This window comes from Flammeovirga sp. OC4, from assembly GCF_000812565.1.
In the GTDB taxonomy this organism is placed as follows: Bacteria; Bacteroidota; Bacteroidia; order Cytophagales; family Flammeovirgaceae; genus Flammeovirga.
This window is the reverse complement of sequence record NZ_JTAM01000003.1, coordinates 293977-310386: the sequence shown is the minus strand read 5'-3', so window position 1 is coordinate 310386 and position 16410 is coordinate 293977. Positions and strand designations below refer to the sequence as shown.

Annotated in this window: 12 protein-coding genes; 9 read left to right on the top strand and 3 right to left on the bottom strand. The window is 33.9% G+C overall.

Going from position 1 to position 16410, the window contains the following annotated elements:
* A partial coding sequence (locus tag PL77_RS04240) for a transposase (RefSeq protein WP_156152234.1) occupies positions 1-940 on the top strand: 940 nt, incomplete at its 5' end.
* Positions 941-1069: 129 nt separating this feature from the next.
* On the opposite strand, the gene PL77_RS04235 is transcribed toward PL77_RS04240, so the two are convergent.
* The gene (locus PL77_RS04235; protein WP_044202111.1) at positions 1070-1642 is read right to left on the bottom strand and encodes a hypothetical protein; all 573 of its coding nucleotides are present in this window, start codon (positions 1640-1642) and stop codon (positions 1070-1072) included.
* 138 nt (positions 1643-1780) lie between these two features.
* Here PL77_RS04235 and PL77_RS04230 point away from each other — a divergent pair, with 138 nt between their 5' ends.
* The 4 genes from PL77_RS04230 (at position 1781) to ppk1 (ending at position 8853) form a co-directional block, all read left to right on the top strand.
* A complete protein-coding gene (locus tag PL77_RS04230; protein ID WP_044202109.1) occupies positions 1781-2692 on the top strand; it encodes a hypothetical protein in 912 nt (303 codons plus the stop codon).
* A gap of 134 nt (positions 2693-2826) precedes the next feature.
* Positions 2827-5892 (top strand): ATP-binding cassette domain-containing protein, encoded by a 3066-nt coding sequence (locus tag PL77_RS04225; RefSeq protein WP_044202107.1) that lies wholly within the window; start codon positions 2827-2829, stop codon positions 5890-5892.
* A gap of 116 nt (positions 5893-6008) precedes the next feature.
* Complete coding sequence (locus PL77_RS04220; protein WP_044202105.1) at positions 6009-6572, top strand: chalcone isomerase family protein; 564 nt, start codon at positions 6009-6011, stop codon at positions 6570-6572.
* 271 nt (positions 6573-6843) lie between these two features.
* Entirely contained in the window at positions 6844-8853 is a 2010-nt protein-coding gene (gene ppk1, locus PL77_RS04215) for a polyphosphate kinase 1 (protein ID WP_044202103.1), read from the top strand.
* 43 nt (positions 8854-8896) lie between these two features.
* On the opposite strand, the gene PL77_RS04210 is transcribed toward ppk1, so the two are convergent.
* Both PL77_RS04210 and PL77_RS04205 read right to left on the bottom strand, forming a co-directional pair.
* On the bottom strand, positions 8897-9304 hold the full coding sequence (locus tag PL77_RS04210; RefSeq protein WP_044202101.1) for a hypothetical protein: 408 nt from the start codon (positions 9302-9304) through the stop codon (positions 8897-8899).
* A 153-nt stretch (positions 9305-9457) separates the two neighbouring features.
* Complete coding sequence (locus PL77_RS04205; protein WP_044202098.1) at positions 9458-10192, bottom strand: M15 family metallopeptidase; 735 nt, start codon at positions 10190-10192, stop codon at positions 9458-9460.
* 29 nt (positions 10193-10221) lie between these two features.
* On the opposite strand from PL77_RS04205, the gene speD reads away from it, so the two are divergent.
* The 4 genes from speD to PL77_RS04185 all read left to right on the top strand — a co-directional run bounded on the left by speD (position 10222) and on the right by PL77_RS04185 (position 16403).
* Positions 10222-10620: an adenosylmethionine decarboxylase gene (gene speD, locus PL77_RS04200; RefSeq protein WP_044202096.1), complete on the top strand. Its 399-nt coding sequence runs from the start codon at positions 10222-10224 to the stop codon at positions 10618-10620.
* Between the two features lie 62 nt (positions 10621-10682).
* Positions 10683-11582 carry a 4-hydroxy-3-methylbut-2-enyl diphosphate reductase gene (locus PL77_RS04195; protein WP_044202094.1) on the top strand — a complete coding sequence of 300 codons (900 nt, stop codon included), beginning with the start codon at positions 10683-10685 and terminating at the stop codon, positions 11580-11582.
* A gap of 328 nt (positions 11583-11910) precedes the next feature.
* Positions 11911-12693 carry a DeoR/GlpR family DNA-binding transcription regulator gene (locus tag PL77_RS04190; RefSeq protein ID WP_044202092.1) on the top strand — a complete coding sequence of 261 codons (783 nt, stop codon included), beginning with the start codon at positions 11911-11913 and terminating at the stop codon, positions 12691-12693.
* A 575-nt stretch (positions 12694-13268) separates the two neighbouring features.
* On the top strand, positions 13269-16403 hold the full coding sequence (locus PL77_RS04185; protein ID WP_044202090.1) for a SusC/RagA family TonB-linked outer membrane protein: 3135 nt from the start codon (positions 13269-13271) through the stop codon (positions 16401-16403).
* Positions 16404-16410 lie beyond the last annotated feature (7 nt).

The following is a 16410-nucleotide window of genomic DNA, read 5'->3' as shown; positions in this document are numbered from 1 at the left end:
AAAAATCACTTATGCAAAAAAAACACAAGTACCGAAAATAGATCAATACACAAAACAGGAAGAAATTCTTGATGGAAGAAATAGCTATTCTAAAACAGATCATGATGCCACTTTCATGAAAATGAAAGATGATCCTATGAAGAATGGACAGTTAAAACCTTCTTATAATACTCAAGTTTCAACTGAAAACGAATATGCGATAAATTATTCCGTTCATCAAACAGCAGGAGATTCTACCACTTTTAAAGAGCATTATGATGAAATTGAAGAAGGGTTAGGTAAACATCCAGAAATAGCTGTAGCAGACTCTGGGTATGGATCTGAAGAGAATTATAACTATTTAGAAAAGAATGACATTGAGAATTTGGTAAAGTATGCAGGGCTTCATAGCGAACTACGCACACGGAAAAAAGAAGCTTTTAAGTTTACTCCTAACTCATTTTATATTAATGAAGAACTCAATTTTGCTGTTTGTCCAATGGGACAGAAAATGGAGTTTATTGGGATAAAAGAACAAAAAAGTACGACAGGTTTCAAACAAGAAATTCATAGATATGCAGCAAGGAACTGTAAAAACTGTCCATTACAACCAAGATGTTTTAAAAGCAAATACAAAGACAAAAACAAGGTACTTTCAATCAACTTAAAAGCAATAAGGTACCGTAGAAAAGCGAAAGAAAACCTCACAAGTAAAGATGGTGAAGAGCTAAGAAAAAGACGATGTGCAGAGGTTGAACAGTTTTTTGGACAAATGAAAGGCAATAAAAAGTTTAAGCGATTTCTGATGAAAGGAATTGATAAGGTGAATATTGAATTAGGATTACTATTCATCTCAATGAATATACAGAAATACGTTAGAAAGAAGGTTGCTGAGGCTAAAAGAGCCTTATTATGTGAATCTAAAACACTGATTTACTCAAATTACGGTTATGTAGCATGAAAAAGTTACTTTTTAAGGATAAAGAACTATTATTTCTGATTTCTCAAAAAAAGGGAATAAAAAAGAGGCTGTAACCATAACTGTTGTGTTATGAGACAGCCTCTTTTTTTTTATTGAGTTTGAAGCATTTTATAACTCAAATAATATCTTTAGAGCCATCCATAACTCTCTTTTCTTATCGACATCCAAAAGCAGTTTTGTAAGGCCATCAGCAGCTACAGCTTGGTGTCCATCGATTTCTGTAGGGATGTATTTTGCTATTTTCTCATTCGAAAGAGGGCTTTCATTCTGATTCACAAAATACAAATAGTATTGAGGTTCTAGCTTTTTAATTAAAGCCTCTAAATTGTCTTTTTGTTCTAACACATTAATGACAGCAACTTCCTGTAATGTAAGTTGTAAGGCACCCAATATCTTCAGTAATAACTGAAATTCTTTACTTCTAAATATATCTACGCCACTATGTTCAATAAAGATGACGATATGTCTTTTATTCTCACCATAGTAATCTGTAGGAAGTTGTTTTCTAATAACTTTTTTAGGTGTGATAGCAGGTGTTTTCTCTGTTGCATCTGCTTTTTCAACCACCTTTTCTTCTTCCTTTTCAAGCTCTTCTTCAGGAATCTCTATATCTTCAAGTTCCTCAGGGAATAGATATAAAGTATCAAACATTTGGGAGATAAAACCTAATTCATTTTCCATAAAGCAAAGATAAGATCATTTGATTCAAAATGATTTTTTTCTTAATGAATTTATGTTGATTTTTTTTGATATATAATATTTACAATTATTTTTGAGCATAAAATTTTTTTATACAAATCTGATCGGACTTTATAAATTATGACATTCAGCTCACAATTCAAGCAATTAGGGAAAGTAGCTTTAGCATGTGGTTTAGCAACTTCTCTTGTAGCGTGTGGTGGTTCATCTGAAACTGCACAGAATAAAGAACAAGCAAAGAAAGAAATCGCAGCTCAAAAAGCAACTAAAGCAGATTTTAACATTATTCTTAATAATGCACCTGAGCCTACTGCAATCCCTGTATTATTAGAAAGAAGTGGTGCTGAGTTTGATGCTACTCTTTTAAATAAAAGAGATAAAGCAACTTCTTACACATTAACAGAAGCTTCTTCAGCATTGAATTTTGGTGTTTATATCTCTGATATTGCTTACTTGTCTGCTTTTGGTAAAGCACAAGAAGCAATTGATTACTTTACAACAGCAAAAACTTTATCTGATAAATTAGGTATTTCTCAAGCAATGGGTGAAGATCTTAGCGAGAAATTAGAAAAATCATTGTCTGATAAAGAAGCAATGTTGAAAGTTATTTCTGCATCAGAAGGTAAAGTAAAGCAATTCTTAAATACAAATTCTCAGTATGATGTTGCGGCTTTGATCGTAACGGGTACTACTTTGGAAGCTTTACACATCTCTTTAGGTTTAGTAAATAATGCACCTGCAGATCTTCCTGAAGAGGCAAGAGACGCATTATTAGTGGACTTAATGTCTTCTATTGCAAAACAACGTTCATCAATTGATGCAATTGTAGAGATCTTAGCTCCTTTACAAAATGGTAGTGATAAAGCAGTAGAATACGCTAAATCATTCAAATCATTACAAGCAGAGTACGATAAGCTTAACTTTGATGAAAAATTAAAAGATAACAAAGGTGGTTATCAATTAAAATCGGAAGACCTTAAAGGTATTTCTACAATCGTAGAAAAATTAAGAACTATGACTGTTTCAGAGTAGTTTTTTAGGATCCAATAGATTTAAGAGTCCTGTGTTTGAAAACACAGGACTTTTTTTGTTTCTTTATAGGACTATTACAACAACTGAATGACGACATAAGCATCCTATTTCAGCTTTACGAAACAATCTTACTTATGAATGAGAAAGTATTAAAATCTCTTACTAAACTTTTTGCTATTATGGCCTGTGCTGATGGATCAATTGATGAGGCACTGGAGATTTTAGAAGAATACTTAAAAAATACACTACACGAGAGTAATACTAATGCATACGTTGAAATTTTTGAGCTTCAAGCAAGACAAGCTGTTGATGAAGAATTGATCAGAAATATTGCATTATCAGCTGCAAAAGACCTTACCTTAAGGCAGCGTATTGTGATGTTGATTGATTTGTTAGAATTGGCTTATTCTAATGGTGTGTTTTCTGAAGATGAACAAGCAATCATGAGAGTGATTTGTGATGCTTTCAATCTTGACTTTAATAGGTTAGACAGGATGCAGAAGTTTATGAATACGAATGATATTCAAAAACTATCTGAAATAGAAGGTTGTTTGGCAATTACCAATCAAGAAGATTTTGAAACAGAGGGTAAACACCTTTACCGAAAAGAAATAGGAGTGCCTCTAGCGGTACTTTATATGCCATTGGCTAGGATGTACTTCGTAAAGACCACCAGAAAAGGGCAGATTTTTGTAATAAATGGAGAACGAATGCAAATGGGTAGAGCCTACCCATTGGATGTAGGTGGGGCAATTCGTATTAATACACCCAAAGGAGGTTCGTTTAATCTTTATCACTCTGAAATAGCAGGTGTGTTTATTGGTAGTGAATCTACAGATCCAATTTCATTCGAAGCTAAGAAAATCAATTACTACTTTGGGAAGAAGCATGGTTTACATGATGTAGATCTTATTGAAGAAGGTGGAAATATGGTGGCTCTGATGGGGGCAAGTGGTTCTGGTAAATCTACATTGCTCAATGTGTTGAATGGAACACACAAGCCTAAATATGGAGAAGTATTGATAAATGGGATCGATATCCATAAAAATCCAGAAGAAATAAAGGGGGTATTGGGTTATGTCCCTCAAGATGACCTTTTAATTGAAGAATTAACCGTTTATGAGAATTTATATTACGCCGCAAAGCTAAGTTTCGCCCATTCGGATCATGAAGAAGTTGAAAAAATCATCATGAGAACCATCGAAAACTTAGGTCTTTTTGCCGTGAAAGATTTAAAAGTGGGTAACCCATTAGAAAAGACGATTAGTGGAGGTCAACGTAAAAGGTTGAACATTGGTCTTGAATTACTAAGAGAACCAAGTGTACTATTTGTCGATGAACCTACTTCAGGGTTGTCTTCTCAAGATTCAGAAAATGTGATTGACTTGCTTCGTCAATTAACAAACCGTGGGAAGTTAATTTTTGTAGTGATTCACCAACCTTCTTCAGATATCTATAAGATGTTTGATAAGCTTTTAGTTTTGGATGTAGGAGGTTATCCAGTGTATTATGGTAATCCAATTACAGCAGTAAGTTATTTTAAAGAAGAAGCGATGTATGCTGATGTAGAAAGTGAGTGTACGCGCTGTGGGAATGTAGATTCTGAGGAGGTATTTGAGATCATCGAATCAAAAGTATTGGATGAGTATGGCCGTAGAACTAGGAAAAGAAAATGGAAGCCGGAACATTGGTTTGAACGCTACAAAGAGTATGTGAAAGTTCCACAAATTGATACGGTTAAAGAACCACCCAAAAGCGTATTAGATCTTCCTTCTAAAATAAAGCAGTTTAGAATATTTGTATTAAGAGACCTGAATACCAAAATTAATAATAAACAGTACTTAGTAGTCAACCTTTTACAAGCACCTTTATTGGCTCTAATGCTATCGCTGATTGTCTATTTTTATCATTTAGATGAATTAGGCAATAGAGTGGATTATGTCTTTCGGGAAAATATGAACATGCCGTCATATATTTTTATGGCAGTTATTGTTGCTCTCTTTCTTGGGTTGATGATCAGTGCAGAAGAACTTATTAAAGACCGTAAAATTCGGAAACGAGAGGTCTACCTGTCACTAAGTAGGATCTCTTATTTGTGTTCTAAAATGGCAATTCTTTCTGGAATGTCTGCCGTTCAAGTCTTGGTTTTTGTATTGATAGGAAATACAATCATGGGCATTGGGTCGATGTATATGGAGTATTTTCTTATGCTTTTTTCTACTGCTTGTGTCGCCAATATGATAGGTTTGAACGTGTCAAGTGCCTTTAAATCAGTAGCAACTGTTTACATTCTGATTCCAATCATTCTGATTCCTCAGTTATTATTGGGTGGTGTAGTGGTACAGTATGCTAATATTAATCCTGTATTTAAAAATCAAGAAGGAAAAGTTCCATTTGTAGGAGAATTGATGGCTTCAAGATGGGCATTTGAGGGGTTGATGGTAGAGCAATTTTCAGATAATTTATTTGAAAAGCATTTCTTTACTTTAGATACAGAAATACATTCTGCTGACTACTTAAGAACGTATTATATTCCTACTTTGATCAGTAAACTTGAAGACTGTAAATTATACCTTCATAACAAAGAGGAAGATAAAATAACCCGTTCTAAGTTTGAGGATAACTTGATCTTGCTTGCTCATGAATGTAAAAACTTCGAAGATGAAGACGAGTATGGAGCTGAGATAGACTTTAAAATTGATTTCAACCCTAAAAAATTTACTTTGGAGGATGCGAATCAACTTCATCAATTTTTCTTGGAAGCAAGAGAACATGTAAACATGGCCTATATTTATTGGAAAAAGAAAAAAGAAGAGAAAGTTCAAGACCTATTAGATCAATACGGAAAGGAGAAATACCTTGATTTAAAAGATACTTATACAAACGATAACATATCAGAATTTGTAAAAAACACAATTGCAGAAAAACGAATTGTAGAATACGGTTCAAAACTAATACAAAGGATTTATCCTATTTACCATGCTCCAAATGAAGCAAGAGGACCTTTTGATTTCAGGACACACTTCTTCGCTCCTCAAAAGCATTTTATGGGACAACTTCACAAAACCTTCTGGTTTAACATTGTAATTCTTTGGGCAATGTATATTTTGCTTTTCATTGCATTGTATTACAAGCTGTTGGCTCGCTTTGTAAAATGGATCGAAATTAAACTAGCAAATAAAGATACGATAAGAGTTTAATCGTGAATGTTTATTCATAAATAAATTTTTGTTATCTTTCAAGAACAAAACTTTGTGGTGGCTCAAAAAAAGCGCACCTTCGAAACCTTTAAACACACTTTTTAGAATTAAATAAGATGAAAAGAGCATTTATCGCATTTCTACTGACTGTAATGTCAGTGGTAACTGTCAGTGCACAAACAACAGAGATTTCAGATGTAGTTCTTCAAAACTCAGTAGAGGAATCAGGAACGAAACTCCAATTAAATGGAGCAGGTGTAAGATCTAAATACTTCTTGTCATTGTATGTGGGAAGCCTTTATCTACCTGGGAAATCTTCTGATGCAAACAAGATTCTATACAGTAATGAGATGAAGATGATCCAACTGGATATTATTTCAAGTTTGATTACGGCTGGAAAAATGGAAGAAACTGTTAGAACTGGGTTTAAAAACTCATTAGGAGGAGATACTTCTAGCTTACAATCTGAAATTGACAGCTTTATTGCTGTATTTGGAGAGGAGATTGAAGTAGGAGATATCTTCAAGTTTGTCACTTCAGGTAAAGAGTTAAAAGCATATAAAAACGGGAAATTACTAACTACGGTTAAAGGAGAAGAGTTCCAAAGAGCACTTTTTGGTATCTGGTTAGGAAATAAGCCTGCTGATAAAAAGTTGAAAAACTTAATGTTGGGTGTTTAGGTAAAGCTATCACATAACATTACGAAAGGTTTCAATGTCATTTTTGTGATATTGAAACCTTTTTCTTTTTATGAAAGTCGATCTTATAAAAGCTAGTAGAAAGATCGATTAGAAGTTAACGTTAATTTAGTTTACAATGTGATTATTGTTTATAACATTCTAAACTTGAATATTTTTAACTCTTTAGTAATAACTAAAACGAGGACATTACCCGTATATGAACTATTATTGTTATTGAACTTAAGTACTTACACAGAGAGATCTATAAACTATGAAATATACTTATTTTAACCGTGATTTGTCATGGCTTCGTTTTAATGAAAGAGTTTTACAAGAAGCAAAAGACAAGAGCAACCCATTATATGAAAGAATTAAATTTTTAGCGATCTATTCCTCGAATCTGGATGAATTTTTTAAGGTAAGAGTATCTGACATTCGTCAAATTAAAAGTTTAGATAAAGAATTAAGAAAGAAACTAATTACAAAGCCTAATAAATTATTAAGAGAGATTAAACAAGAGGTAGATAGGCAGGGTGAAGTGCTGGGGCATATTTTTAGAAATGAAATCACCCCCGAACTCAATGAACTTGGGATTCATATTCTTTCTTTGAATGAAATAGAAAGGGATTATAAAGAATTTGCAAAAGATTTCATTAATACTAAGTTGGTAGAACCTTTGGAGATAAAGGATGATTTTTCTTCTGAAGAGAAGTGCCTATTTATTGAAAATGAAAAGTTATACTTGATCACTGCAAAGGCTGAAGGAGGAATTACATGTGTGAAAGTACCGGAAGAGGTGAGGTTTATTGAGCTGCCTTCTGAACAAGGACATAATATTGCTTATATAGATGATATTTTAAAAGTATATCTCAAAGAACGTTATGAACAATCTTTTTTTGAACTAAAGGTTTCAAGAGATGCTGAGTTGTATATCGAAGATGAATATTCAGGAGATTTATTAGAGAAGATTAAAAATTCTCTTTCTAACCGTAATGTAGGGCAAATCACAAGAGCATTAATTGACGCGAAGGTTGATGAAAAAACGAATCAACAACTTCAAGCAGTCTTAGATATTAATGATACTGATATCGTATATGGTGGGGAATATCATAAGATGAAAGATTTCTTTGGTTTTCCGAATCCACTTGGAGATCAATTGGAAAATAAAAAATTACCACCTATTGCTCCGAGTTATATCAAAACAGAACAATCCATTTTTTCAGTAATAAAAGAAAAAGAGAGAATTTTACATTTCCCTTTTGAGTCGTATGATGGAATTTTAAAGTGGATTGAAGAAGCAGCTGAAGATAAGGAAGTAACAACAATCAAAATAACATTGTATAGGGTTTCTTCGGATTCCAAAATTGCAAAAGCTTTATTGAGAGCTGTTCAAAATGGTAAAAAGGTATTTGCTTTTATTGAAACAAAAGCCCGTTTTGATGAAGAAAACAATATAAAATGGGGTAAAAGATTGGAGGATGCTGGAGCCAATGTAAAGTATAGTTACCCTGGAATAAAAGTGCATTCAAAAATACTCTACATCGAAAAAGGCACAACCAATGAAACTTTTGCCTATATCGGCACTGGTAACTTTAACGAGAAAACGGCCACTATTTATACAGATTTTGGTTTGTTGACTGCAAATCCCAACTTAACAAAGGAAGTACATCAAGTATTTGGAGTATTGGAAGGAGATTTAATTGTTCCGAAAATTAAAAACCTTTTGGTGTCTCCTTTCACATCACGAGATACATTTACCAACTTGATTGACAGAGAAATAAAGAAGGCGAAGAGTGGTGGAGAAGGCCGTATTTTCTTGAAGCTGAATAGTATTGAAGATAAAAAAATGATAAAACACCTGTACAAGGCAAGCAACGCAGGTGTGAAAATTCAATTGATCGTAAGGGGTATTTGTTGTTTGGTGCCGGGTGTTGAAGGGCAAAGTGAAAATATTGAAGTAATAAGTATTATTGATCGTTTCTTGGAGCATTCAAGAGTTTATATTTTTGGATCAGGAGAAGATGAGAAAATGTACATTGGTTCAGCAGATTGGATGACGAGAAATATTGATCACCGTATTGAAGTCATTACTCCAGTTTTAGAAGAACAAAATTATCAGATTATCAAAGATATTATGACGATGCAATGGGAAGATGGAGTGAAAGGTAGAGTTATTGATCAAGAGCAAAATAATTCTTATTTGGCTCTTTCATCTCATCAAGAAGGTTCTCAAGAACGAACGTATTATTATTTGAAAAGTAAAAATGAATTAGTATTCTAGTTTTAAAAAAGCAAAAGGCCTACTGTTTAGAGTAGGCCTTTTGTTATTTTATTAAGTAACCTTCAGTTATACTTTTGTAAACTTTGTAATTCCTAAAGGTTTTATATTCAAACTGTGGATTGATATTATCTGATATCGTTTCGAGTGAATCTTTTAGGTGTTCATTACTACTTTGGTGTGGGTCGATGATATAAACATCATCAAAGTTTAATAAGGATTTTGAATCTGTGTCAAAAAACAAATGCCACTCAGGAAGTCCTGACCAGGAGTAATTTAAATGACTTCGATTGGATACATAGTGTTTAATCTCATTTATGTTACGAATTTCTACAATGGATTCAATGACTTCTTCCATTTTCGTCGAGTTGGTAACAGTTTTCCAGTTACAAATTAAAGTATCTGTGGTGGTATTCCATTCCACAAATGCTGATTCATTTTTAAATACAATCATGTTGGAAGCGATTGTTCATGATTAATGGTATAATAAACTATAGAAAAGATAGCGACTAAAAGTCTTCATCTTTTGTTTTAACAATGTATGAAATTATTTTGTAAAATATTATAGGTCAGTGTCTTATTAAGTATTTTTTTTACGTTTTTATATTTATTCGCAATTCAGAGGGTGATCTGATATCGGAAAGCTCATTAACCTGTAAGAATAATGCCACCATTCTGTAGAGGTAGGACCAAAACCAAATTTCCACATTGTTTCAGCCAATAGACGTCTGTTGGCTAATACATTCTGAGGTAAATCTTGATAATCAGGCCAAGCTTCTTTCCCAAAATAATCATAAGTAGTGCCCATATCTACCTGTTTTCCGTCCATAGTACAAAGTGTTAAATCTACGGCAGAACCCTTGTTGTGCCAAGATCCTTTTTTAGGATCAGCAACATAACGACGGTCCGGATACGCCTCCCACATTTTCCACTGTACGCTTAATGGACGATAACAATCAAATAATTTTATTCTATAACCCTTTTTAAGAAGTTCATGTTGTACCTTTATAAGTTGTAAGGCCACCTTTTTGCGAAGTAAAGCCTTGGGACAGGGGTAGAGGACTTTTTTTGTGAAATTATTATCGGTAGCATAACGTATATCTAAAACAAACATGCTGTCGAGTTTGATCATTTCCACAAAAGAGGAGTCGGATAATGTACGAATAGATTGCCAGTATTTGTCTTGTGCTACCTTTTTTTTGATAATAGAAAGAATATTTTCATCATTTTCTGTATCAATTTCAAAAGGTATCGTATATAATAAGGTGTCAGTTTCTTGTTTTTTCGAAGTACAGTTTGTCAAGAGAAAAAGGAAAAAAATACAAACAAATTTGTCGAACATAAGTTTTAAAACTTTAGGAAATATATTAAATGAGTTTTTATAAAGGAGAGGAAATTTTTTTAGGGAAGCAACTTTTAGGAGAATTGTATGCATGTAAACATGAAGCACTCAATAGTCCTGAAGCAATGAAAAAGATCATGGAAGCAGCTGCAGTGGCGGCAAATGCGACGATTGTACAGTCTGTTTTTCATCATTTTTCACCTTATGGAGTTTCTGGTGTTGTGGTTATTCAAGAAAGTCATTTTGCAGTGCATACATGGCCTGAACATCACTTCGTTTCAGTAGATTTTTACACTTGTGGTGAAACAGCATTTCCTGAAAAAGCAATGGAACATTTGATAGAGGTGCTATCTCCTTCAAAATATGATTTAAAGGAAGTGAAAAGGGGAGAATTAAATAAAATTGAAAAATTCATTCACGAGGAGTAATTTTTTTATTGACTCAATTAAAGTTCTTAAATTTGCAATGTTCTCAAATTAAAAATACACTAATGGAAGTTACTATAGATCATAAATCAGGCTATTGCTTCGGCGTTGAATTTGCAATACAAATGGCAGAGGAAGAAATGGATGACTCTGGAAAATTGTACTGCTTAGGAGATATTGTTCATAATGATATGGAGGTAAAACGCCTTCGTGAAAAAGGCTTAGTAGTGATTGATCGTGATCAATTAAAAGATCTGAGTGATTGCAAAGTATTGATTAGGGCACACGGTGAACCTCCGGCTACTTACAAAACAGCTATTGAAAATAATATTGAATTGATTGACGCTTCTTGTCCGGTTGTATTAAAACTACAAAATCGTGTGAAGAATGCGTATGATAAAACTTCAAGTCAAGAAGGACAATTAGTGATTTACGGTAAGCCGGGTCATGCAGAAGTGATCGGTTTAACTGGGCAAACAGGCGATAACTGTATCATTGTAACAGGTATCGAGGATTTGGAATTGGTAGATTTTAATCAGCCCGTGACTTTATTCAGTCAAACAACAAAATCCACAAAAGGATTTTATGAATTGAAAGCAGAGATTGAAAGGCGAATTGATGAGGTACATGGCGAAGGAGCACATGAGACTTTATTTAATGCGAATGATAGTATTTGCCGACAAGTGTCTAATAGAGAGCCTCAAATGGTAAAATTCTCTGGCGAAATGGATGTAATTATCTTCGTCAGTGGAAAGAAATCATCTAATGGTAAAGCACTTTATAATGTTTGTCTGAAAAATAATTCTAGAAGCTATTTTGTTGAAAACGAAAATGAGATTGATTTATCTTGGATCAATGTGGGAGACAAAGTAGGCATCTCAGGAGCTACTTCTACCCCAATGTGGTTGATGGAACAAGTAAAATCATATTTAGAAGCACATGAAAAGTTTGCAGTTTTAAGTTAATCTTAAACTGTTAAAATATATTAAGAAGAAAAGTAGAAATGCTTTTCTTTTTTTTATGTCTGCATGTTTTTGCTTGTTGTTGACGATGTTAAGGGTTTTATAAATCGCTTGTTTTCAGCTGTATGATGCAGTAACTGCATGTTTTTTATTCTTTATTAGATGTCGTTAACTATGCATTTTTACCCTTTATATAAGAGTTTATATTAAAAAGTTGTAATTATTTACATTTATTAATAAATATAGTTCAAATTGAATTTGCGTGTTTGTGCGTGTTTTTATATGTTTGTGGTGTAGTCAAAACACTTTATTCATCTAGCCACAATTAAAAATGCTAAAAGAAGAAAGACAACAATTTATTTTAGATGAAATCAGAAAAAACAATAAAGTTTTATCATCTGAATTAAGTATCTCATTGAACGTATCGGAAGATACAATTAGAAGAGACTTAAGAGAGTTGTCTGATTCTGGAAAAATCAGAAGAGTACATGGTGGGGCCGTTAAAAATGCGGACAGCACTGATGAGCATTCTGATGTTTCATCTTACATTCCATTTAGTTATGAAGATAGAGAAGTCTATTCTAAGGCTAAAAAAGAAGTAATTGCAGATAAGGCTATTTCATTGATTAAAGATGATTTAGTGATCTTGATTGACGGTGGTACTACAAACCTGGAAATCACGAAAAAGTTGCCAAAAGACTTGAAAGCGACCATTATCACAAACTGTTTGCCTATTGCTACAAGTCTGGCTCCTTATCGTTTCCTTGATGTTTATTTCTTGGGAGGTAAATTACTTCCAAATGCTTTGGTCACTGTTGGTTATTCTGTAATCAATGAGTTATCCGACATAAAAGCAGATTTGTGTTTTATGGGTACAAGAAGCATCGATATAAACCGTGGTATTACTGATATTGATAGAGAAGAAGTAGAAGTGAAAGGCGCAATGGCGAATGCTTCTAGAAAGGTGATTTCGGTGGCAACTTCAGATAAGTTGATGACTGCACAACCTTTCTTAGGAGTGAAGCTAAAACACGTCAATACGATTATTACGGAATTAAATCCAACCTCAGAAATTTTAAAACCTTTCGTTCATGAAGGGGTAGAGGTGATTTGATACGGAATCAACTTGAAGCGTGAAGCGAAATGAATTATACTAACATAACAGTCTTTTATCAATCTACATCCTTAAATTAATGTTCTTCATTCATTTATTATCAAATTATAGCTAATAAATGAAATGACAGACTATTAATAAACACGACAACAACATTATAATCTAATCATAAATTATAACACTAAGTTTATAAAATTTACAAATTTATCTATTCGTAATTAAATAAAATCTGAGTATCAATTTTCTATTCGTTAAACTGATTTCAAACAATTTCATCAATGGAGTTTATGGAATAGTGGCGGAGATAACAATCTCCAAAACCTTGTTCTTTATGAATTGAAGCCCTTCAATTTCATTTATTGAGCATTGCCGTATACTTTATGCATTAATCAATAGAAAATTTACCAAAAAACCAATCACTTGAGGTTGAATCTTATTCAATGATCACTGTTCGTTATGTGCTGTTTGAAAATGTAGTCAGCCTCAAGTTAAGAACTAGACATTAAGTGAGGAGGACGCTCTACGCTTTCTGTTACAAACTTTATTTTCGTATCTAATCTATTTATTCGAGAAACATGAGAAAATGTTTACTACTGTTATTGAGCACCTTTTTGGTGTTGAGTAACGCCTATGCTCAAGATCGAGCTGTAACCGGTATAGTTAAAGACGCCTCTGATAATTCGCCTCTTCCTGGTGTTAACGTCTTAGTGAAAGGGACAAATGTTGGATCTGTTACCGACTTTGATGGTAAGTATATCCTCCAACTCTCTGAGGGACAGAATACATTAGTATTTTCTTTTGTGGGTTATCAATCACAAGAGGTTGTTGTGAATTCACAATCAAAAATCGATATTAATTTACAAGTTGATGCTGAACAGCTTGAAGAGGTTGTAGTGACCGCTTTGGGTATTGAAAGAGAAGAAAGATCTCTTGGTTATGCTGTTCAAGGTGTAAAAGCTGAAGATATGGCAGATGCTGCAACAGCGACTGGTAACATGATGAACTCGTTAGCTGGTCAAGTTGCAGGTGTACAAATTGCACCCGCTAATGGTGCAGGTTCATCATCAAGAGTAGTGATTCGTGGTGCTGCAAACCTAGATGGTAATAACCAACCACTTTATGTTATTGATGGTGTACCAATGTCTAACTCTACATTTAAAGATGGAGGTGAAGGTTATGAAGGAGATATTTCTTCAGGTGATGGTTTATCATCTTTAAACCCAGATGATATTGAATCAATCAATGTATTGAAAGGTGGTTCAGCTACAGCATTGTATGGCTCAAGAGCAATTAACGGTGTGGTATTAATTGCTACTAAATCAGGAAAAGGACAAAAATCAGGTGTTGATTTTTCACAGTCTATTTCCTTAGATGTATTAGGTATTACCCCTAATGAACAAAAACAATATGGTGCAGGTTCTATGGGAGACATTACTGGTGATCCAAAGTCAGCTACTGCAATGTGGGGTCCTAGAATTCAAGGTCAGGACAGTAAATTCTATTATTTCAATTCAGGACTTCCAGAAGACGAACAGATAGCACATAAGTTGCAGTATTTTAATAACTACCGCGACTTTTATAAGACAGGGATTACATCAAACACGTCAGTGAGTGCTTATACTTCCAATGAGAAATCATCATTAAGATTTTCTTATTCGAATATGAATAACGAAGCAATGGTAGAATCTTCTACTTATAAGAGAAATACTTTCTCTATCAAAGGAAATACTGAGATAGCAAAGAAATTGAAGGTTGATGGTCGAATGAACTATTCGAATGCCAAAGGATATAACCGTTTGAAGAATGGTGGAGGATATGGTTCAACAATGAACTTCCTAATGGGACTGCCTTCAACTACTTCTATTAACTGGTTAAGCGCACAACATAAGGACGAAGACGGGAGATCTTACGGATACAATGATAATGGTTCAAACATCTTCTTTAACTTAAGAGAAAGTTATAACCAAGATAACCTTGACCGTATCAATGCAATGACATCAGTGACGTATGAAATTACAAATGATTTAAAAATAATGGGTCGTGCAGGTATTGATTATAACGATTTTACTCAAGATGTTTTAGATGCATGGGGTGGAGCTTTGAACAGTGATGGACGAGCTTTCAAAAGAAACTACAAAGAGATGGAATCAAACTATGATTTCTTAGTAACATACCATAAAAAAGTAGGTGATTTTGATATTAATGTAAATGCTGGTGCTTCTAAAATGCATGTGATTAGAAATTCACAAGATGTAGGATCTTCTACATTTGCATCACCTGATTTTCAAAACCCAACTGCTGGTCAGTCTGTATTGATGGATATGAGAACATACGAAAAACAGATTAACTCCGTGTATGCTATGGGTTCTATTGGGTACAATGGCTATTTATTCTTAGATGCTTCAGTAAGAAACGACTGGTCGTCAACATTGCCACTTCATAGTAATTCATTCCTGTACCCATCAGTTTCTGGTACTTGGGTATTCTCTGATATGGATTGGGACACACCTGAATGGTTGACATTTGGTAAAATTAGAGCTAACTGGGCAAAAGTTGGTAGTGATACAGATCCATATATGCTACATCAACAATACACTATTCACCGTTTCAATATGCCTGGTAATCTTGTTTATGGTGAAATTAGTAACAGAGTTATACCTAATAATAATTTGAAGCCTTCGATGCAGACTTCTACAGAATTTGGTTTAGACTTAAGGTTATTTAATGATCGTTTAGGAATTGATATTGCTCGCTACAAGGCTGTTTCGGTGAATCAAATTTTACCAGTAAACATTTCTCAGTCGTCAGGTTATGCACAGTTAATTATTAATGCAGGTGAAATCCTTAACGAAGGTTGGGAAATGGCCATGAACTATAAAGTAATTGACAAGCCAAACTTTAACTGGACTACAGCTATCAATGCTGCTTATAACTACAATGAAGTCGTGTCATTGACAGAAGGTGTAGAGTTCTATTCTTTAAATGAGCAAGGAACAATCCAAGCAATTCCTGGTGAAGCATATGGGGCAATTGTAAGTCGTAAAACATTAAGAGATGGAAACGGTAATATTGTTGTGAACCCTGAAGGGGTAATTCTAGCAGAAGATACTCCATCCATTATTGGTAATGGTGTTCAGCCATGGATGGCAGGTTTTAGAAACACTTTCCGTTACAAAAATGTATCATTAACTATTTTGATTGACGGTAAATTTGGAGGAGATGTTTACTCAACAACAAATGCAGCGATGTACTCAAATGGTAAGCATTTAGATACAATAGAAGGTAGAGAAGAGTGGAATAAAGGAGACGGCTTCTGGAATCCAGGTGGTTTAGTAACTGCTAAATTAGATGGCAATGGTGTGCCAGTTACAGATGCAGAGGGTAATCCTGAGTATGTAACTTTCGAAGGTAATGTAAACCCTGAATTATACTATGCTTCAGCAAAAGCAGATCACTTCATGTATGATGCGTCATTTATCAAACTTCGTGAAGTATCAGTAAATTACATGTTGCCTCAACACTGGATGGAAAACATTTTCATCAAGAATGTGAACCTTTCTGCTTCAGCATTCAACGTTGGTTACTTGTGGAGAAACAATGACAACTTTGATCCAGAAGCATCATTCTCAGCAGGCAACGCACAAGGTATCGAAGCTTCAACAATGGCTTTACCTAGAACTTTCACTTTCAAGTTAAACGCTAATTTCTAAGAGACAA